Below are 14,945 nucleotides of genomic sequence, written 5' to 3'. Positions count from 1 at the left end.
TATGCCTACCCATTCATTGAATAAGAGAGCGAAATGGCTGTTAAAGTTTTAGTAGTTGATGATTCAAGCTTTTTTCGCCGCAGAGTGAGTGAAATACTTGAACAAGACAGCGGCATTGAAGTTATAGGTTTCGCTGTAAATGGTCGAGAAGCTGTCGATAAAACAGCTCAACTACGACCCGATGTGATCACCATGGATGTTGAAATGCCTGTGCTTGATGGCATCAGCGCAGTTAAAGAGATAATGGCGAGTAATCCAACTCCTATTTTAATGTTCTCGTCGTTAACGCGTGCAGGGGCATCTGCTACCTTAGATGCACTTGATGCTGGTGCGATGGACTTTTTACCGAAAAAGTTTGAAGATATTGCACGTAACAACGACGATGCAATAAAGCTATTACAAAATAAAGTTAAGGAAATAGGCCGCCAGCGAATTGGTAGAATTACCAGAGCGCCTGCTGCTCCAAGTAGCAAACCAGCGCCAAGTACTTCTGAGCGCTTTGCTAATAAGCCTATAGTGCAACCTGATCGTAGCTTTAAAAGCGCAAGCCCAACGCCTTCTAGTAGCACATCAGTGCGTGCAAGTGGTAAACAGTATCAACTAGTTGCTATTGGCACATCAACAGGTGGACCGGTTGCACTACAAACGATTTTGACTCAGTTACCAGCTAATTTCCCACATCCAATACTCCTCATACAACACATGCCTGCGGCATTTACACCTGCGTTCGCAACCCGATTAGATAGCTTGTGCAAAATTAAAGTAAAAGAAGCACAGCAAGGCGATAGGCTTCAACCTGGCTGTGCATATTTAGCACCAGGTGGGCAGCAAATGATGGTAGAAGGACGGGGGTCAAACAGAACACTACGCGTATTTGAAGATAAAAATGAACGAGTAAGCTATAAGCCTAGTGTTGACATAACCTTTGCTAGTGCAGCAAAAGCATACCAAGGTGATGTACTTGCCGTTATTTTGACTGGTATGGGCGCGGATGGTCGTGATGGTGCTCGTATGCTTAAACAATCTGGCGCTACAATTTGGGCTCAAGATGAAAAAAGCTGTGTTGTATATGGTATGCCGCAAGCAGTAGCAAGTGCAGGATTAGCAAGTGAAAGCATAGGTCTTCATGATGTTGCTGCGCGTTTAAAAAGAGAGATTGGCTGTGGATAAGCTTTCTATTTTAGGATTATTGGTTGCATTAGGTGCTATTGCAATCGGTTATTCTTTAGAGGGAGGTGTGGTATCTGCTCTGTTTAATGGCCCTGCACTAATTATTGTATTAGGCGGCACATTAGGAGCCGTGATGCTGCAAACATCAGCCAATACATTTAAGAAAATGCTTAGTATTACTCATTGGGTTTTTGTTACTAATGACCACGATATTGAAGATGCGATTGAACAAGTAAAGCGCTGGTCGCATAAAGCTCGCCAAGAGGGCTATTTAGCGCTCGAAAACGAAGCACTTACTCACTCTGATCCATATGCCACTAAAGGGCTTAGTTTATTAGTTGATGGCTGCTCAGATCAAAAGCTTCGCGATACTCTCGAGATTGATTTATTACTTGAACGAGAACGATTGCTGGAAGCTAGCCGAGTGTATGAAGCGATGGGAGGTTACAGCCCAACTATTGGTATTTTAGGTGCTGTGCTTGGACTGATCCAAGCTATGTCGTTTATCAACGATCCTGAGCAATTAGGAACAGGTATTGCCACTGCATTCATTGCGACTATATATGGTGTAGGTTTGGCGAATTTACTGTTTTTGCCCATGGCCAATAAATTAAAGCAACGGGTTGAGCAAAAAATGCTTTACCATGAAATGCTAGCTGAAGGCGTTATTGCCATTAGCCAAGGCGAGAGCCCTATTAATATAGAATTAAAGCTTGAAGCTTACCGCGTTGAACGTCCTATTTTACAGGCTCATTAGCGGTTATGCTGCGCCGCCGGTTACGTCATCAAAACTTTAAAAGCCAACATACTGAGCGTTGGCTAGTCTCTTATGCAGATTACATGACCATCATGTTTGCATTTTTTGTTGTATTGTATGCTATTGCAATAAACAAAGAAGACAATATACAAGTTTTATCTGACTCTCTTGAGCATGTTTTTGATAAGTCAGCTAAACAATTTTCTCAGCAAGGTAAGGGAGTAAACGGCGATGCTTTGTTGCTTGAAAGAGTGACTCCCGAGGCTGAAGTTTTATATGGCGAAAGTATTCAAAAACAAGAACAAGGGCCAGTATTGCTCGATGGCCAAAGTGATAATAGCAATATCAGCCAGCGTCACTTAGGTAAGCCACTCGACAGTTTACTGGTCAAACTACAGTCGTCCCTCATTGATGAAATACGTAGTGGCGATGCAAGCTTAGAGCTTAGTCAAGATTGGCTGGTTATTGAGCTTAATTCTGGGTTGTTGTTTGCCAGCGGTAGTGCCGTTGCGCATAATCAAGCTATAGACGTTGTAAAAAAGATTGAAGCAATAATCGCACCTGTCGATAACTATATAAGAGTACGGGGATACACAGATAACGAAACTATTCGCAATGAAATATTTCGCTCTAATTGGGAGTTGTCGGTGGCACGTGCAACATCAATATTAGTTGAATTAGAGCGCTTAGGTATTCAATCTGCGCGCATGGCAATTGAGGGATATGGCCAATACTCACCTTTTGCCGATAATGATACCGAAGCCGGGCGGGCTGAAAACCGCAAAGTGGTGATTGCGCTTTCCAAATACGGCTTGGTTTTAGAGTCAGCGGATGAGGATACTGAGCAGCAACTTCCTGAAGCTATTAAACCAGCTGAAGTTGAGCTGCCTACTCAAGACGATACAATAAAAATAATTCGCTTAGAGCATGGTGGTATTCGTGTTACTACGCGTAATGAACAGTAATTAGGATGTAATGTGAAAATCTGGACAGTAGCCAATCAAAAAGGAGGGGTAGGCAAAACCACTACAGCGGTTAGCCTTGCTGGCATCCTTGCGCTTCAAGGTAAGCGAGTGTTACTGATTGATACCGATCCACATGCATCGTTAACTTATTACTTTGGCATTGATTCAGAAGATTTAGAGGTCAGTGTTTACGATATTTTCAGTCGCGGCTCGAGCATGAAAAGCGAAGAAATATTGCAAGCATTATGCCCTTCAACTATAGAAAATCTTGATATATTACCTGCCACAATGGCGATTGCTACACTTGACCGTAGTATGGGTAATAAAACGGGGATGGGCCTGATTTTAAAAAAAACACTGGCTAAAATTAGCGAGCATTACGATTACGCAATTTTAGATTGCCCGCCAGTTTTAGGGGTACTTATGGTCAATGCCCTTGCTGCTTGCGAAAGAGTGTTGGTGCCAGTACAAACTGAGTTCTTAGCGCTTAAGGGGCTTGATAGAATGATGCGTACTATGGAATTAATGCAAACCTCGCAAGCGAAAAGCTATGAATATACTATAATTCCAACTATGTATGATAAGCGTACTAAAGCGTCACTTGAAGCCTATAAAACATTACAAGATACATACAAAGAAAAAGTATGGCCAGGTGTGATTCCTGTTGATACAAAATTTAGAGATGCGAGTTTAGCGCAAAAGGTGCCTATTGATTTTTGCCCTAATGCGCGTGGAGTCTATGCTTATAAAGCATTGCTTGAATATTTAATAAAACAAGGTTGATAAATGAGTAAGCAATTATTTGCTAATGAAAAAGTAGTCACTCAGTATTTAGGGGCGTTATTATCTGATGACGTACCAGCGAAAGACCTTGAGCCTGTTGCTAAATTGCTTGAGCAGGTAGCGTATGAAGAGCAAAAAGAGCAATCACTTCAGGTTGAATCGGTAGTTGAGCCGGTTGTTGAGGTTGAAAAACGCCATGAGCAGGTAACGAATGTAGAAATAGATTCTCACCAAGTGCAGCAGCTTGAAACTGAACATGATGTAGCATTTGGTAATGAAGCAGAATACTTTGATGGTGAATTCCAAGCATTATTTTTTGAAGTAGCAGGACTCACCTTAGCAGTGCCATTAAAAGCATTAGGCGGCATTCATGAGCTTGGAGAGGTGAATCATTTATTTGGTAAACCTAAATGGTTTAAAGGTGTCATGATCAACCGAGAAGAAAAGCTCAATGTTGTTGATACTGCACGCTGGGTTATGCCTGAAAAGTATGATGAGCAGTTAGAGGCATCTTTAAATTATCAATATCTAATCACTTTAGGTGATAGCCAGTGGGGTTTATTAGCAGAAAAACTAATAAATAACATTACATTGAGTAAAGAAGATGTAAAATGGCGTACAAATGACAGTAAGCGCCCATGGCTTGCTGGAGTAATTAAAGAAAAAATGTGTGCTTTAATAGATGTTAATAATTTAAATGCACTATTAGAGAAGGGCTTAGATAGCCGTCACAAGTAATGACCATTACGAGGTAAGAGCATGAGTGAAGATAAATTACTGTCAGCTAAAAAAAGTGCAGATAATAATGATGAAATTTTACAGTGGGTTACGTTTAAGCTAGAAGATGAAACTTATGGCGTAAATGTAATGCAAGTGCAAGAAATACTACGTTACACCGAAATTGCTCCTGTTCCAGGTGCGCCTTCTTATGTAATTGGTATTATTAACTTACGTGGTAATGTTGTTACCGTTATTGATACTCGCTCTCGCTTTGGGTTACCTGATATTGAAGCGACCGACAATTCACGTATTTTGATTATTGAAGCTGAAGAACAAGTAATTGGTATTTTAGCCGATAGCGTGTCTGAGGTCGTGTATTTACGTAGCTCAGAAATTGATAGCGCACCAAACGTGGGTACTGAAGAAAGTGCTAAATTTATTCAAGGTGTGTGTAACCGCGATAATGAGCTACTTATTCTGGTTGATTTAAATAAACTACTTAGTGATGACGAATGGGATGAGTTAAGCGATATATAAGCTTCTCTACATAAAATTATGTTATTACTTGGTATTGCAATTGCGGGTTTGGCATTTGGGCTATTCTCGCTGCTGTTGATTGTGATGTTTAAAAAGCGTTATGCGAATGAGCTTGATGCGCAACTACAGCAGTTTAAAGATTCATCAGAGCAGATTAATATTTTACGTAGCGAAGTTTCTGAGTTACGAACTGGGTTAATGAGTATTGGTAAACGAGTGCTTGAGGTAGAACAACAAAACCAAGAGCTGATACAGCAACAAGCTGCTCAAAAATACGATGATCCAGATGCTAAAATATACTCTCGAGCGGTAAAAATGGTCGAGCTAGGTGCCGATTTAGATGAGGTTATTCGCGAGTGTGAACTACCTCGCGCCGAAGCAGAGCTGTTATTTTCTTTACACAAACAAAAAGGCGCTTAGCGCCTTTTTGTTTTTATCATAAAGGGTTACGCTTTTATATTGAGCTTTCCTTGAAAGTCTTGCCATCCGGGTGGAAATTTCCCTCTTACTACATATGAAAAAGCAATAAGCTCAGCAATAACAAAGTAAAGCTCTTTAGGGATCTCTTCGCCGAGCTCTAATTTCGACAACGTATTTGCAAGTGCTTCATCTTGATGGATTAAAATACCTTTATCTTTAGCTTGGGCAATAATTTCATCTGCCAGCTCGCCAAATCCTTTAGCACTAACGGTGGGTGAGTTACCTGCCTCGTAGAGTAGCCCAATTGCTGAATTGCTTTTAAATGAATCCGTCATGACTAAACCTTAATATTTATAATGGCATGGGATTGGTAAAATGCTTGATGGCTGTCATCTGCTCGTTTTAAATTCAGGTCGCCCACTTGCAAGCCTTGTTTTGCCAATTTTGAGCGTAAATTATCAAGGTGTGGATGAGCCAACGCGCTTACAGCTTGAGTGGACGCTAATAACTGACAATCTAATGCTTTATCCATTAGCTCTGCGGTTATTTGTAGTTTACCTAGTTCTGCATAATCAAAATTTAACCTTACAAACCACACGTTTTTATCCGCTAATTTGCCGTTGTTTGGCTTTTTATATTGCCCTAGAGATATTTCTGTTTGCGCCGCTTCAGGGGGCAGTTTCATGGGTAATAAAAATTGCACCAAGGAGTTAGTGTCAGGTTGTTGGCTCAAAACGGGAGCTTGCACTTGGCTCAAGGTGCTTTTGATTTGTGTTAACTCGCCAGCTAATGCTTGTACTTGTGGTTGCTGTAATTGCTCTAATAGCTTATTGGTACTATTACCGACTTTAAAGGTGGGTAATAAAACTTGAAGCAGGGCTTCTAAACCGGTTTGATTATTGATGCTAACCGCTGTTGGGTTATGGTTAATAATCGGTGCAGCTAAAATGCTTAATGAAAGCTGTTCTACACCACGATTAAAGGAACTCTGCAAAGTCTCACTGGCTAGTTGTGTCGGCTTTATGGTGCTGAGTATTTCACGTTGTATGGTGGTCGGATGTAAATTATTCTCTGACAATATACGGTTAAAAGCCTGATTAACTAAGCGGTTTAAGTCAGTACCCTGATCCGCCGCCTTAGCAACGATAGTGTTTAGTTGGCTGCTTAAAACATGTTTGCTAATTTCTTTTTGCTCAATTGGAGCGGTTACACTTTGTTTTAACACGGTTGCCAATAATAGCTTTTCCAGCGGTTGTAAATGATTAACGGCTGTTAAGGTGCTATTAGCTGTTTGTGCTGATTGGGTAATAACAGGGTGTAAGTCTACGGGTGTTGGTAACGCTCGCTGTTGCCATAGAGAGATACTGGTTTTTAGCTGCTGGGTTAGTTGCACTAAAGGGGGGCAGTTCCTAAAGGGCTTTTTAATTGCGTAATGTCTATTTTTTGCGTTGGCGCGAGCCATTGTTGCTGTTCATTAACATCAATGTTTGGTTTTTGAGATGCGTTTAATACAGTGGTAAATGGCTTGCTTTCAAAATGTTTTACCGCATCTAAAATACGCGTTTTAAAATCAGCAAAGCTGCTTTTTAGCCATGATTGAATAGGGCTATTAACGGCACTAAGTGGGTGAAGTTTAATTTTTTGCGAATCGATAGCAATTTGCGGTTGCTGTGAAAGCATCTTATTAAATGGTTTACTAAATGAGTTTTTAAGTTTCACGGTTATATTTTGATAAGCGGTTTTAATTAATAGTTTATCTGCTTGGCTGGTAATCGTTACCTTAGTCGGGGTTATGGGAAGCTCAGATAACTGTTGATGACTTAAGTTAATATTTAACGAGCCTGCTACGGTATTTGGATTTAACACCGCAAATTTGGGCGTAGCATGAAGCTGAGCATGACCTAAATTGTTAGCAACTAATTGTGTTAGTTTTGCTTGGCTTAAAGGTTGAGAATGCACAAGGTCAGCAAAACGATTAATAATATTTAGTCGTGTACCTTTGCTATCAGTCTCAATTATACCTTTTAATGAGGGCTCTTGCGCTAATAATTGCGCTACTTGTTTATTAATGGCGATGCTGGCATTAAATTTTTCAATCACCAGTTTTGGCGTTTGCTTTAAAGTAACTTGTATCGATAGCGGGTTGTTTTGAATATCACTTTGAGTGTTTATAAAGTTTAAAAACCGCTGTAACTGTTCTGGTTGTTTAATTGATAAGGTGCTGTTGTTAGGAATAATGGTTAAGCTTTTACCATCTGCACTTAGCTGTATATTAGCGCTTGCTATTTTTTCAACATTTGTCGGTGCATCATTAACAGTGAGCCGAATTGTTTGCCAATGCTTATTCATAAATACATCAAGCGTAACTGAATCTTTAGAAAACTGAATGTTTTTTGCCGCTAGTACTTCAGGCGGCAGTATTGGTAACGCAGATTGACCTGAATTGTTCGTTTGATTACTAACCTGTGGGTTAGTCACTGTAATGTGCGTTGGTGTGTTCATTATTTTATATCAAGTTTTCTTTATTTTAAGTAAATCGGTTCTAAAGCAATATTCGTATTACCCTACCATTATGGTAGACTTACCGCTAATTTTTGGCAGAGAGAATCGTCATCTTGTTACACATTAAGTCCGTTACTTGTATCAAGCAAGAGCGTTGTTTGTTTGATGAACTTAATTTTAGCCTTAAAAGCGGTCAAATCATGCAGTTAGCTGGTCCTAATGGGGCTGGCAAAACATCATTATTGCGCATCATTGCCGGTTTTTCGCTGCCTGATGAAGGTGATATTTTATACCTTAATCAATCTATCAAAAAATATTATGACGAATACGCCAGAGATTTATTATTTATAGGCCACAAAACCGGAGTTAACGTACAACTTAGTGCACTTGAAAATGTAGCACATTGGTTGGCAATTAATGGTTATGTTAATACACCTGATTTATATCCTTTGTTGAGTAAGTTAGGTTTGGTAGGGCTGGAAGATGTGCCCGTAAGAACATTATCGGCGGGTCAACAAAGACGAGTAGCTTTGGTTAGATTATGGTTATCTGAAGCTAAGTTATGGATTTTAGATGAACCTTTTACAGCGCTCGACAAAAGTGGCGTTGCTTTTTTACAGCAACGTTTTACTGAGCACTTATCAAAGGGGGCGCTATTTTGTTAACAACACACCAAGACCTAACCACCCACTTTAGTGACCTACAGACCTTGACTTTGGAGTACCGCCACTAATGACAAGACAGCACTCATATTGGCAGTTATTTGTCGCGGTATTTAGCAAAGACGTTAAGCTCGCTTTTCGTCAGCGCGCTGAAATAGTTAATCCTATCTTGTTTTTTTTAATTGTTATCTCGTTATTCCCATTAGCAATAGGGCCAGAACCTGGGTTGTTATCAAGAATGGCACCGGGCATTATTTGGGTTGCGGCTTTATTATCAACCATGCTTGGGCTCGATAAGTTATTTAGAGATGACTATAACGATGGCTCATTAGAACAACTCATTGCTTCCTCTTACCCTTTATCATTAACCGTGCTAGGTAAAGTTGCGGCTCATTGGGTGATCACCGGCTTACCGTTGGTCTTTATGACTCCTTTATTTGCTTTATTACTAAATTTAGAAACAACGGCCTTAATGGCCACGTTATTAACGCTATTACTAGGAACCCCTTTATTAAGCTTTATTGGCGCAATAGGGGCGGGTTTGACTGTGGGATTACAAAAAGGCGGCATTTTAATGAGCTTATTAGTGTTGCCTTTGTATATTCCAGTTTTAATTTTTGCAACTTCCGCTATTGATACCAGCACTATGTCGCTGGATTACAGTGGTCAGCTTGCAATCCTTGGTGCTATGTTAGTCGTTGCGATTATCAGTGCACCAATTGCCATATCATCAGCATTAAAAGTGAGTGTAAGTTAATATGTGGAAGTGGTTACATCCGTATGCGAAAGCAGAGCGAGCATATCAATTATGCAATACTCTACTGCCATATTTTGCAGTAGTAACGGTCGTTAGTATGATTGTTGGTTGGATTTGGGGGTTAGGTTTTGCCCCTGCCGATTACCAACAAAAAGACAGTTATCGTATTATTTTTATTCACGTGCCCTCCGCTATTTTATCTATGGGCGCATATTCATCAATGGCGATTGCAGCCATTGTTGCGTTGGTATGGCAATTACGTAATGCAGAACTTGCGGTAATTGCAATCGCGCCTGTTGGCGCGTGTATGACTGCAATAGCCTTAATTACCGGTGCCGCATGGGGTAAACCAATGTGGGGTGCTTGGTGGGTATGGGATGCACGACTGACTTCTGAACTTATTTTATTATTTTTATACTTAGGGGTGTTGTCTTTGTACCATGCCTTTGAAGATAAAAAGTCAGCAGGTCGCGCCGCGTCAATTTTAGCCATAGTAGGGGTGATCAACCTACCTATAATTCACTTTTCTGTAGAATGGTGGAATACTCTGCATCAAGGAGCAAGCATCACTAAATTTAACCGCGATGCGGTTGATCCAAGTATGTTTTGGCCGTTAATGATTAACATTTTAGCCTTTGCCGCGTTTGTCGGTACTGTGACTTTAATTCGTCTTAAAAATGAAATTTTACACCGTGAAAAGCACCGCCCATGGGTGCGACAGTTGTTAACTAAGGGGTAATTATGCAGTTTGACTCGTTTTCAGATTTTATTGCAATGGGAGGCTATGGTTTTTATGTATGGCTTTCTTTTGGTACATGTGCATTGATTTTATTAGGTATTTTATTTAGCTCGTTACGCGACAAAAAACGAATTTTAGCGTCCGTTGAGCAGCAAATTGCACGTGAAACTCGAATTAAAAATTCTAAGCAGGAGCAAACCTCGTGAACCCTAGACGTAAAAAACGCCTTTTGGTTATTATCGCCGTACTCTTTGGTATTGGTGGATCAATTGGTTTAGTGTTGTACGCCTTACAAGAAAATATTAATTTGTTTTACACCCCCAGCGAATTAATTGATGGTAAAGGTCCCGATAAAGAAAAGCCGTTTGTAGGTCAAAAGCTGAGAATTGGCGGTATGGTAGTACCAGGGTCTGTGATCAGAAATGAACAAAGCTTAAAAGTAAGTTTTAAGCTGATTGATACAGGCCCATTGGTAACGGTACGTTATCAAGGTATTTTGCCTGATTTGTTTCGTGAAGGACAAGGGATTGTTGCGCAAGGTGTGTTAGTAGAGCCTAACGTGATTGAAGCATTTGAAGTGTTGGCTAAGCATGATGAAGAATATATGCCGGCAGAAGTTGCTGAGGCAGTAAAAGGCATTAAGCACGAAAAGCCAAAATATAACTTAGATAGTGGGAGCTGATATGATCCCCGAAATTGGTTATTTTTCTTTAACATTGGCCATGGTGCTCAGTGTGCTGTTGTGTATTTTTCCACTTTGGGGAGCACACACAGGTAACCTTCGTTTGATGCGCGCAGCGCCATCATTAGCGATTGGTCAATTTGCATTTGTTGCTTTGTCGTTCGCTGTTCTTATTTACGCCAGCCTCACCGATGATTTTACCGTGTCTTACGTTGCTTATCATTCAAGTAGCACTTTACCTTGGTATTATAAAATCACCTCTACATGGGGCGGTCATGAAGGCGCTATTTTACTGTGGTTATTAATGCAAGCAGGGTGGACAGCCGTGGTCGCCATGCGTTCTAAGTCACTTCCTTGGGTGCTTCGTGCTCGCGTATTAGGTGTGCTTGGCTTTTTAGGTGTTGGCTTTATGATGTACACCTTACTGCTTTCAAGTCCGTTTGAGCGTTTACTGCCCTATTTCCCAGTTGAAGGGCGAGATTTAAACCCATTATTACAAGACCCAGGCATGATCATTCATCCACCATTACTTTATATGGGATATGTGGGGCTTTCTGTGGCTTTCTCCTTTGCTATTGCTGCGCTATTAACCGGTAAGCTCGATAATACTTGGGCTAAGTGGTCACGCCCATGGACGATGACAGCATGGGGCTTCTTAACCTTAGGTATTACTATAGGCAGTTGGTGGGCTTATGCAGAACTTGGCTGGGGTGGCTGGTGGTTCTGGGATCCAGTTGAGAACGCATCACTGATGCCATGGTTAGTGGCAACGGCTTTATTACACTCTTTAACTGTGACTGAAAAGCGCGGTGTATTTAAATCATGGACCGTATTATTAGCAATTGCTGCTTTTTCATTAAGTTTACTGGGCACTTTTATTGTTCGTTCAGGGATTATTGTTTCGGTGCACGCCTTTGCAACCGATCCAGATCGTGGACTATTTATTCTTGCTTTCTTAGCCATTGTTGTTGGCGGCGGCTTAGCGCTTTACGGCTTGCGTGTTTCACAAGTTAAAAGTGAGGGACGTTATAAGTTTGTCTCTCGTGAAGTAGCACTTTGGCTAAATAACATTTTCTTAGTGGTTGCCACCTTAATTGTACTATTAGGTACTTTATTACCTATGGTGCACAAAGAAATGGGCTTAGGCAGCATTTCTATTGGCGAACCTTTCTTTAATAAAATGTTTGCAATTCTACTGGTGCCATTTGCGATTTTAATGGGCATAGGGCCATTTTTGCGCTGGAAGCAAAATAAATGGGCATTTTTACAAAACAAAATATTTGTTGGCGCACTAGCCAGTGTTGTTATTACCTGTGCTTGGCTGTTTAGCAGTTATGAAGTGGTTACGCCACTCACTCTGTTAGCGACTACATTGGGTGTATGGATATTTATAGCCACCTTTATCGACCTTTACACCAAGGCCGCAGTTCATGGAACAATTAAACTTGGCATCAAACGCTTAGGTTTAAGTTATTGGGCTATGGTGCTTGGTCATGTTGGTTTAGCCTTTGTTATTGCCGGTATTACGCTTACCTCTGCGTATTCAGTTGAGCGCGATGTAGCCATGAAGCCAGGTGATAGCGTACAGCTTAATCAGTATCAATACCGTTTTGAAGGCGTGAAGACAATTCGTGGTGCAAACTATAGCGGTCATGCGGGTGTGGTAACAGTACTAAAAGAAGACACAACAATTGCGCGTCTTTATGCAGAAAAGCGCCGATACGACATTGGTATGCAGTTTATGACTGAAGCTGCAATAGATGCTGGGTTTACTCGCGATTTATATCTCGCCCTTGGCGAGCAATTAAGTGAAGGAGCATGGTCATTACGTATTTACCACAAGCCGTTTGTGCGTTGGATGTGGATTGGTGGCATTCTGATCTCACTCGCTGGGTTTGTGATTTTATTTGATAAGCGTTATCGCGCTACACCCCGTAAAGATGAATTAGAGGGGGCATTATGAATCGTAAATTGATGGCAATAGTCCCTTTATTAATTTTCATCTTTATTTGTGTGTTTTTATATCAAGGGTTGTTTGCTAACCCTCGGGAAATACAAACAGGACGTATTGGTCAAACCGTACCGACATTTAACTTGCCTGATTTAATGCAAGATAATAAACGTTGGACTGATGAGCAGTTAAAAGGTGACGTGTATTTATTAAACGTGTGGGGCACATGGTGCCCAACGTGTCTGGCTGAGCTTGATTATTTAACTAAGCTTCGCGAACAAGGCATTAAAATTATCGGTTTGTATTATGTGCAAAGCTACGATGCCGACTTTGATGGCCCGTTTGATATGCAAGCTCTGCGTGACGATGTGAGTAATATGCTTGCGCGCGCAGGTAACCCTTATCAGTTTAATATTTTAGATTTAGAGCGCTCTTTGGCGTTAGATTTGGGGGTGTCTGGAGCACCAGAAACATTTTTAGTTGATAAAAATGGTACTATTTTGTTACACCACACCGGTGATATAAACCCTCGAGTTTGGCGCGCTAAATTTGCGCCTCTTATGCAGGAGCTGCAGCCATGAGATTGTTTTTATTAACCCTTAGCTTATTTGTTAGTTTAGCTGCGTTTGCTCAACAAGACCGTTATCAATTTGATAGCAACGAGCAAGCGGTTCGTTTTGAAGAGCTAACTAAAGAATTACGTTGTCCCAAATGTCAAAATCAAAATATTGCTGATTCAGACGCCGTAGTTGCAAAAGACTTACGCGATCGCGTATTGGCGTTAGTAAAAGATGGTAAAAGCAAAGACGAAGTCATTGATTATATGATTGACCGCTATGGCTACTTTGTTCATTACGATCCACCAGTAACGCCGGCTACGTTAATTCTGTGGGTGTTGCCAGTACTCATTGTAATAATAGGCTTTGGCTTTATTGTTATTCGCCAGCGTAAAGCGTCGGTAAAACAAACGTGGAGTGACACTGATGAAGTGATGCTCAATAAGTTGATTAAACAAAATAAACGTCAGGAGCAAAGTTAAATGATTTTAATGTGGGCGTCTTTTGCTTTACTCACACTCATTGCATTGCTGTTTATTATTGTGCCTTTTTTAAAAAAAGAGCGCGTAGTAACCATTACTCATAACGCTAATGCTGAGCTTATCAGCATTTATGAGCAGCGTTTAGTTGAACTGCAGGCTGATTTAGACAACCAACGCATAGACTCGCAAAACCACAGCGAGGCAATTGTTGAGCTAAAACGCCGTTTGCTAAATGAATTATCACCAGAAAAGTCACTCAATAGTCGTGGTGATAATCGTATATTTGCTTTAACAGGGGCGGCGTTTTTAATTGCGTTAGCGGGTATATTTTATGCAATGACAGGCAGCCAGCAACAAATAGCGGCTTGGCATGATGCAATGGACAACTTGGCCGATTATGGCCAACGCGCTGTAATGCAAAAAGGTGAGCCGTTAACTAAAAATGAACTGCAAGCGTTTGCATTGGCACTGCGTACTAAGTTAAGCCAAAGCGGTGACGATGAAGTGGCTTGGATGCTGTTAGGGCGTGTGGCTATAATGCTTAATGAGTTTGACATGGCAAAACAGTCATTTGATAAAGCATTGTCAATGAACCCTGATAATATGCAAGCCTTGGTGAGCTACTCGCAGGTATTATTACTTGAGGGCAGTGATGAGAATATGACTCGCGCAGCGGGTATGCTTTCTAAAGTACTGCAAGCACAGCCAAATAACCTCGATGCGATTTCGTTACTTGCGCTGATTGCTTTTGAGAGAAAGGATTGGATGCAGGCAAAAGCGGCGTTTGAAGTACTTCTTGCAAGTATGGACGAGTCAGATACGCGTTATGCTATGATTTCAAAGCGCATTAGTGAAATTGATGGCCAAATAGCTAAGCAAAGTGAGCTAAACAGTCGCGACCAGCAAGTTGTACAGGGTATTCAGGTTACGGTTAAGATTGACGAGCAACTCGAAGAGAAACAGCCCAGTAACGGTATTTTGTTTGTGTTTGCTAAAGCTTCTGAAGGTTCACCAATGCCTTTAGCCGTTGTTAAGCTGACTGACTATAGCTTTCCAATCACGGTTGGGCTGAGCGATGAGAACGCTATGATGGCGGGGCTAAACTTATCTAGTGCTAATGAAATTGTTATTTCTGCGCGTATTTCTAATGATGATTCAGTGATGCCAAGTACCGGTGAGCTGGAAGGCCATTCTGAAGTACTAAACCGTAAAGATGTGCGCCAAGTGCAGCTTAATATTGATACATTAATACCTTAAGGAT

At 41.0% G+C, this 14,945-nt stretch carries 17 protein-coding genes and 2 pseudogenes; 16 read left to right on the top strand and 3 right to left on the bottom strand.

What is annotated here, in order from left to right; all coding sequences use genetic code 11:
* Positions 1-33: 33 nt before the first annotated feature.
* The 7 genes from AB8618_RS11425 to AB8618_RS11395 are packed head-to-tail and all read left to right on the top strand — an operon-like array spanning position 34 to position 5,352.
* Complete coding sequence (locus AB8618_RS11425) at positions 34-1,170, top strand: protein-glutamate methylesterase/protein-glutamine glutaminase (protein ID WP_413402808.1); 1,137 nt, start codon at positions 34-36, stop codon at positions 1,168-1,170.
* Complete coding sequence (locus AB8618_RS11420; RefSeq protein ID WP_413402806.1) at positions 1,163-1,927, top strand: flagellar motor protein; 765 nt, start codon at positions 1,163-1,165, stop codon at positions 1,925-1,927. Before AB8618_RS11425 ends, AB8618_RS11420 begins: the two co-directional genes overlap by 8 nt.
* 5 nt (positions 1,928-1,932) lie before the next feature.
* The gene (locus tag AB8618_RS11415) at positions 1,933-2,892 is read left to right on the top strand and encodes a flagellar motor protein MotB (protein ID WP_413402804.1); all 960 of its coding nucleotides are present in this window, start codon (positions 1,933-1,935) and stop codon (positions 2,890-2,892) included.
* 12 nt (positions 2,893-2,904) lie between these two features.
* Entirely contained in the window at positions 2,905-3,675 is a 771-nt protein-coding gene (locus AB8618_RS11410) for a ParA family protein (RefSeq protein WP_413402802.1), read from the top strand.
* Positions 3,676-3,678: 3 nt separating this feature from the next.
* On the top strand, positions 3,679-4,413 hold the full coding sequence (locus AB8618_RS11405) for a CheW domain-containing protein (RefSeq protein ID WP_413402800.1): 735 nt from the start codon (positions 3,679-3,681) through the stop codon (positions 4,411-4,413).
* Positions 4,414-4,434: 21 nt separating this feature from the next.
* On the top strand, positions 4,435-4,932 hold the full coding sequence (locus tag AB8618_RS11400) for a chemotaxis protein CheW (protein WP_413402798.1): 498 nt from the start codon (positions 4,435-4,437) through the stop codon (positions 4,930-4,932).
* An 18-nt stretch (positions 4,933-4,950) separates the two neighbouring features.
* Entirely contained in the window at positions 4,951-5,352 is a 402-nt protein-coding gene (locus AB8618_RS11395) for a DUF2802 domain-containing protein (protein WP_413402796.1), read from the top strand.
* A 26-nt stretch (positions 5,353-5,378) separates the two neighbouring features.
* Here AB8618_RS11395 and AB8618_RS11390 read toward each other — a convergent pair whose 3' ends face one another.
* The 3 genes and pseudogenes from AB8618_RS11390 to AB8618_RS11380 all read right to left on the bottom strand — a co-directional run bounded on the left by AB8618_RS11390 (position 5,379) and on the right by AB8618_RS11380 (position 7,854).
* On the bottom strand, positions 5,379-5,687 hold the full coding sequence (locus tag AB8618_RS11390) for an EscU/YscU/HrcU family type III secretion system export apparatus switch protein (RefSeq protein ID WP_413402794.1): 309 nt from the start codon (positions 5,685-5,687) through the stop codon (positions 5,379-5,381).
* Positions 5,688-5,689: 2 nt separating this feature from the next.
* Positions 5,690-6,616 (bottom strand): annotated as a pseudogene (locus AB8618_RS11385) (flagellar hook-length control protein FliK); the annotation flags it as partial.
* Between the two features lie 128 nt (positions 6,617-6,744).
* Positions 6,745-7,854 carry a hypothetical protein gene (locus AB8618_RS11380; protein WP_418157304.1) on the bottom strand — a complete coding sequence of 370 codons (1,110 nt, stop codon included), beginning with the start codon at positions 7,852-7,854 and terminating at the stop codon, positions 6,745-6,747.
* Between the two features lie 113 nt (positions 7,855-7,967).
* Between AB8618_RS11380 and ccmA the strand changes: the two are divergent.
* The 9 genes and pseudogenes from ccmA (at position 7,968) to ccmI (ending at position 14,941) form a co-directional block, all read left to right on the top strand.
* Positions 7,968-8,587: pseudogene (ccmA, locus tag AB8618_RS11375) on the top strand (cytochrome c biogenesis heme-transporting ATPase CcmA).
* The gene (ccmB, locus tag AB8618_RS11370) at positions 8,587-9,273 is read left to right on the top strand and encodes a heme exporter protein CcmB (protein ID WP_138605317.1); all 687 of its coding nucleotides are present in this window, start codon (positions 8,587-8,589) and stop codon (positions 9,271-9,273) included. Before ccmA ends, ccmB begins: the two are co-directional and overlap by 1 nt.
* Before the next feature lies 1 nt (position 9,274).
* The gene (locus AB8618_RS11365; protein WP_138605318.1) at positions 9,275-10,012 is read left to right on the top strand and encodes a heme ABC transporter permease; all 738 of its coding nucleotides are present in this window, start codon (positions 9,275-9,277) and stop codon (positions 10,010-10,012) included.
* Between the two features lie 2 nt (positions 10,013-10,014).
* Positions 10,015-10,218, top strand: coding sequence for a heme exporter protein CcmD (gene ccmD / locus AB8618_RS11360; protein WP_413402789.1), 204 nt, complete (start codon positions 10,015-10,017; stop codon positions 10,216-10,218).
* Entirely contained in the window at positions 10,215-10,694 is a 480-nt protein-coding gene (gene ccmE, locus AB8618_RS11355; RefSeq protein WP_138605319.1) for a cytochrome c maturation protein CcmE, read from the top strand. Before ccmD ends, ccmE begins: the two co-directional genes overlap by 4 nt.
* Position 10,695: 1 nt before the next feature.
* Complete coding sequence (locus AB8618_RS11350; protein ID WP_413402787.1) at positions 10,696-12,657, top strand: heme lyase CcmF/NrfE family subunit; 1,962 nt, start codon at positions 10,696-10,698, stop codon at positions 12,655-12,657.
* Entirely contained in the window at positions 12,654-13,226 is a 573-nt protein-coding gene (locus AB8618_RS11345; RefSeq protein ID WP_413402785.1) for a DsbE family thiol:disulfide interchange protein, read from the top strand. The genes AB8618_RS11350 and AB8618_RS11345 overlap by 4 nt, the downstream gene beginning before the upstream one ends.
* Positions 13,223-13,684 carry a cytochrome c-type biogenesis protein gene (locus AB8618_RS11340; RefSeq protein ID WP_413402783.1) on the top strand — a complete coding sequence of 154 codons (462 nt, stop codon included), beginning with the start codon at positions 13,223-13,225 and terminating at the stop codon, positions 13,682-13,684. The genes AB8618_RS11345 and AB8618_RS11340 overlap by 4 nt, the downstream gene beginning before the upstream one ends.
* Positions 13,685-14,941, top strand: coding sequence for a c-type cytochrome biogenesis protein CcmI (ccmI, locus tag AB8618_RS11335; RefSeq protein ID WP_413402781.1), 1,257 nt, complete (start codon positions 13,685-13,687; stop codon positions 14,939-14,941).
* Positions 14,942-14,945: the final 4 nt, after the last annotated feature.

This window comes from Pseudoalteromonas sp. RW-H-Ap-1 (assembly GCF_048318575.1).
Taxonomy (GTDB): domain Bacteria; phylum Pseudomonadota; class Gammaproteobacteria; order Enterobacterales; family Alteromonadaceae; genus Pseudoalteromonas.
The sequence above is the reverse complement of the archived record's forward strand: the minus strand, read 5'-3'. Positions and strand labels throughout refer to the sequence as shown.

Bases quoted from the DNA above. Each gene is read 5' to 3' on its own strand.
- AB8618_RS11425 (WP_413402808.1), top strand. From the start codon at position 34: ATGGCTGTTAAAGTTTTAGTAGTTGATGATTCAAGCTTTTTTCGCCGC.
- AB8618_RS11350 (WP_413402787.1), top strand. From the start codon at position 10,696: ATGATCCCCGAAATTGGTTATTTTTCTTTAACATTGGCCATGGTGCTC.
- AB8618_RS11340 (WP_413402783.1), top strand. From the start codon at position 13,223: ATGAGATTGTTTTTATTAACCCTTAGCTTATTTGTTAGTTTAGCTGCG.
- ccmI (WP_413402781.1), top strand. From the start codon at position 13,685: ATGATTTTAATGTGGGCGTCTTTTGCTTTACTCACACTCATTGCATTG.
- AB8618_RS11395 (WP_413402796.1), top strand. From the start codon at position 4,951: ATGTTATTACTTGGTATTGCAATTGCGGGTTTGGCATTTGGGCTATTC.
- AB8618_RS11380 (WP_418157304.1), bottom strand. From the start codon at position 7,854: ATGAACACACCAACGCACATTACAGTGACTAACCCACAGGTTAGTAAT.
- AB8618_RS11415 (WP_413402804.1), top strand. From the start codon at position 1,933: ATGCTGCGCCGCCGGTTACGTCATCAAAACTTTAAAAGCCAACATACT.
- ccmD (WP_413402789.1), top strand. From the start codon at position 10,015: ATGCAGTTTGACTCGTTTTCAGATTTTATTGCAATGGGAGGCTATGGT.
- AB8618_RS11345 (WP_413402785.1), top strand. From the start codon at position 12,654: ATGAATCGTAAATTGATGGCAATAGTCCCTTTATTAATTTTCATCTTT.
- AB8618_RS11390 (WP_413402794.1), bottom strand. From the start codon at position 5,687: ATGACGGATTCATTTAAAAGCAATTCAGCAATTGGGCTACTCTACGAG.
- AB8618_RS11365 (WP_138605318.1), top strand. From the start codon at position 9,275: ATGTGGAAGTGGTTACATCCGTATGCGAAAGCAGAGCGAGCATATCAA.
- AB8618_RS11405 (WP_413402800.1), top strand. From the start codon at position 3,679: ATGAGTAAGCAATTATTTGCTAATGAAAAAGTAGTCACTCAGTATTTA.
- ccmB (WP_138605317.1), top strand. From the start codon at position 8,587: ATGACAAGACAGCACTCATATTGGCAGTTATTTGTCGCGGTATTTAGC.
- AB8618_RS11400 (WP_413402798.1), top strand. From the start codon at position 4,435: ATGAGTGAAGATAAATTACTGTCAGCTAAAAAAAGTGCAGATAATAAT.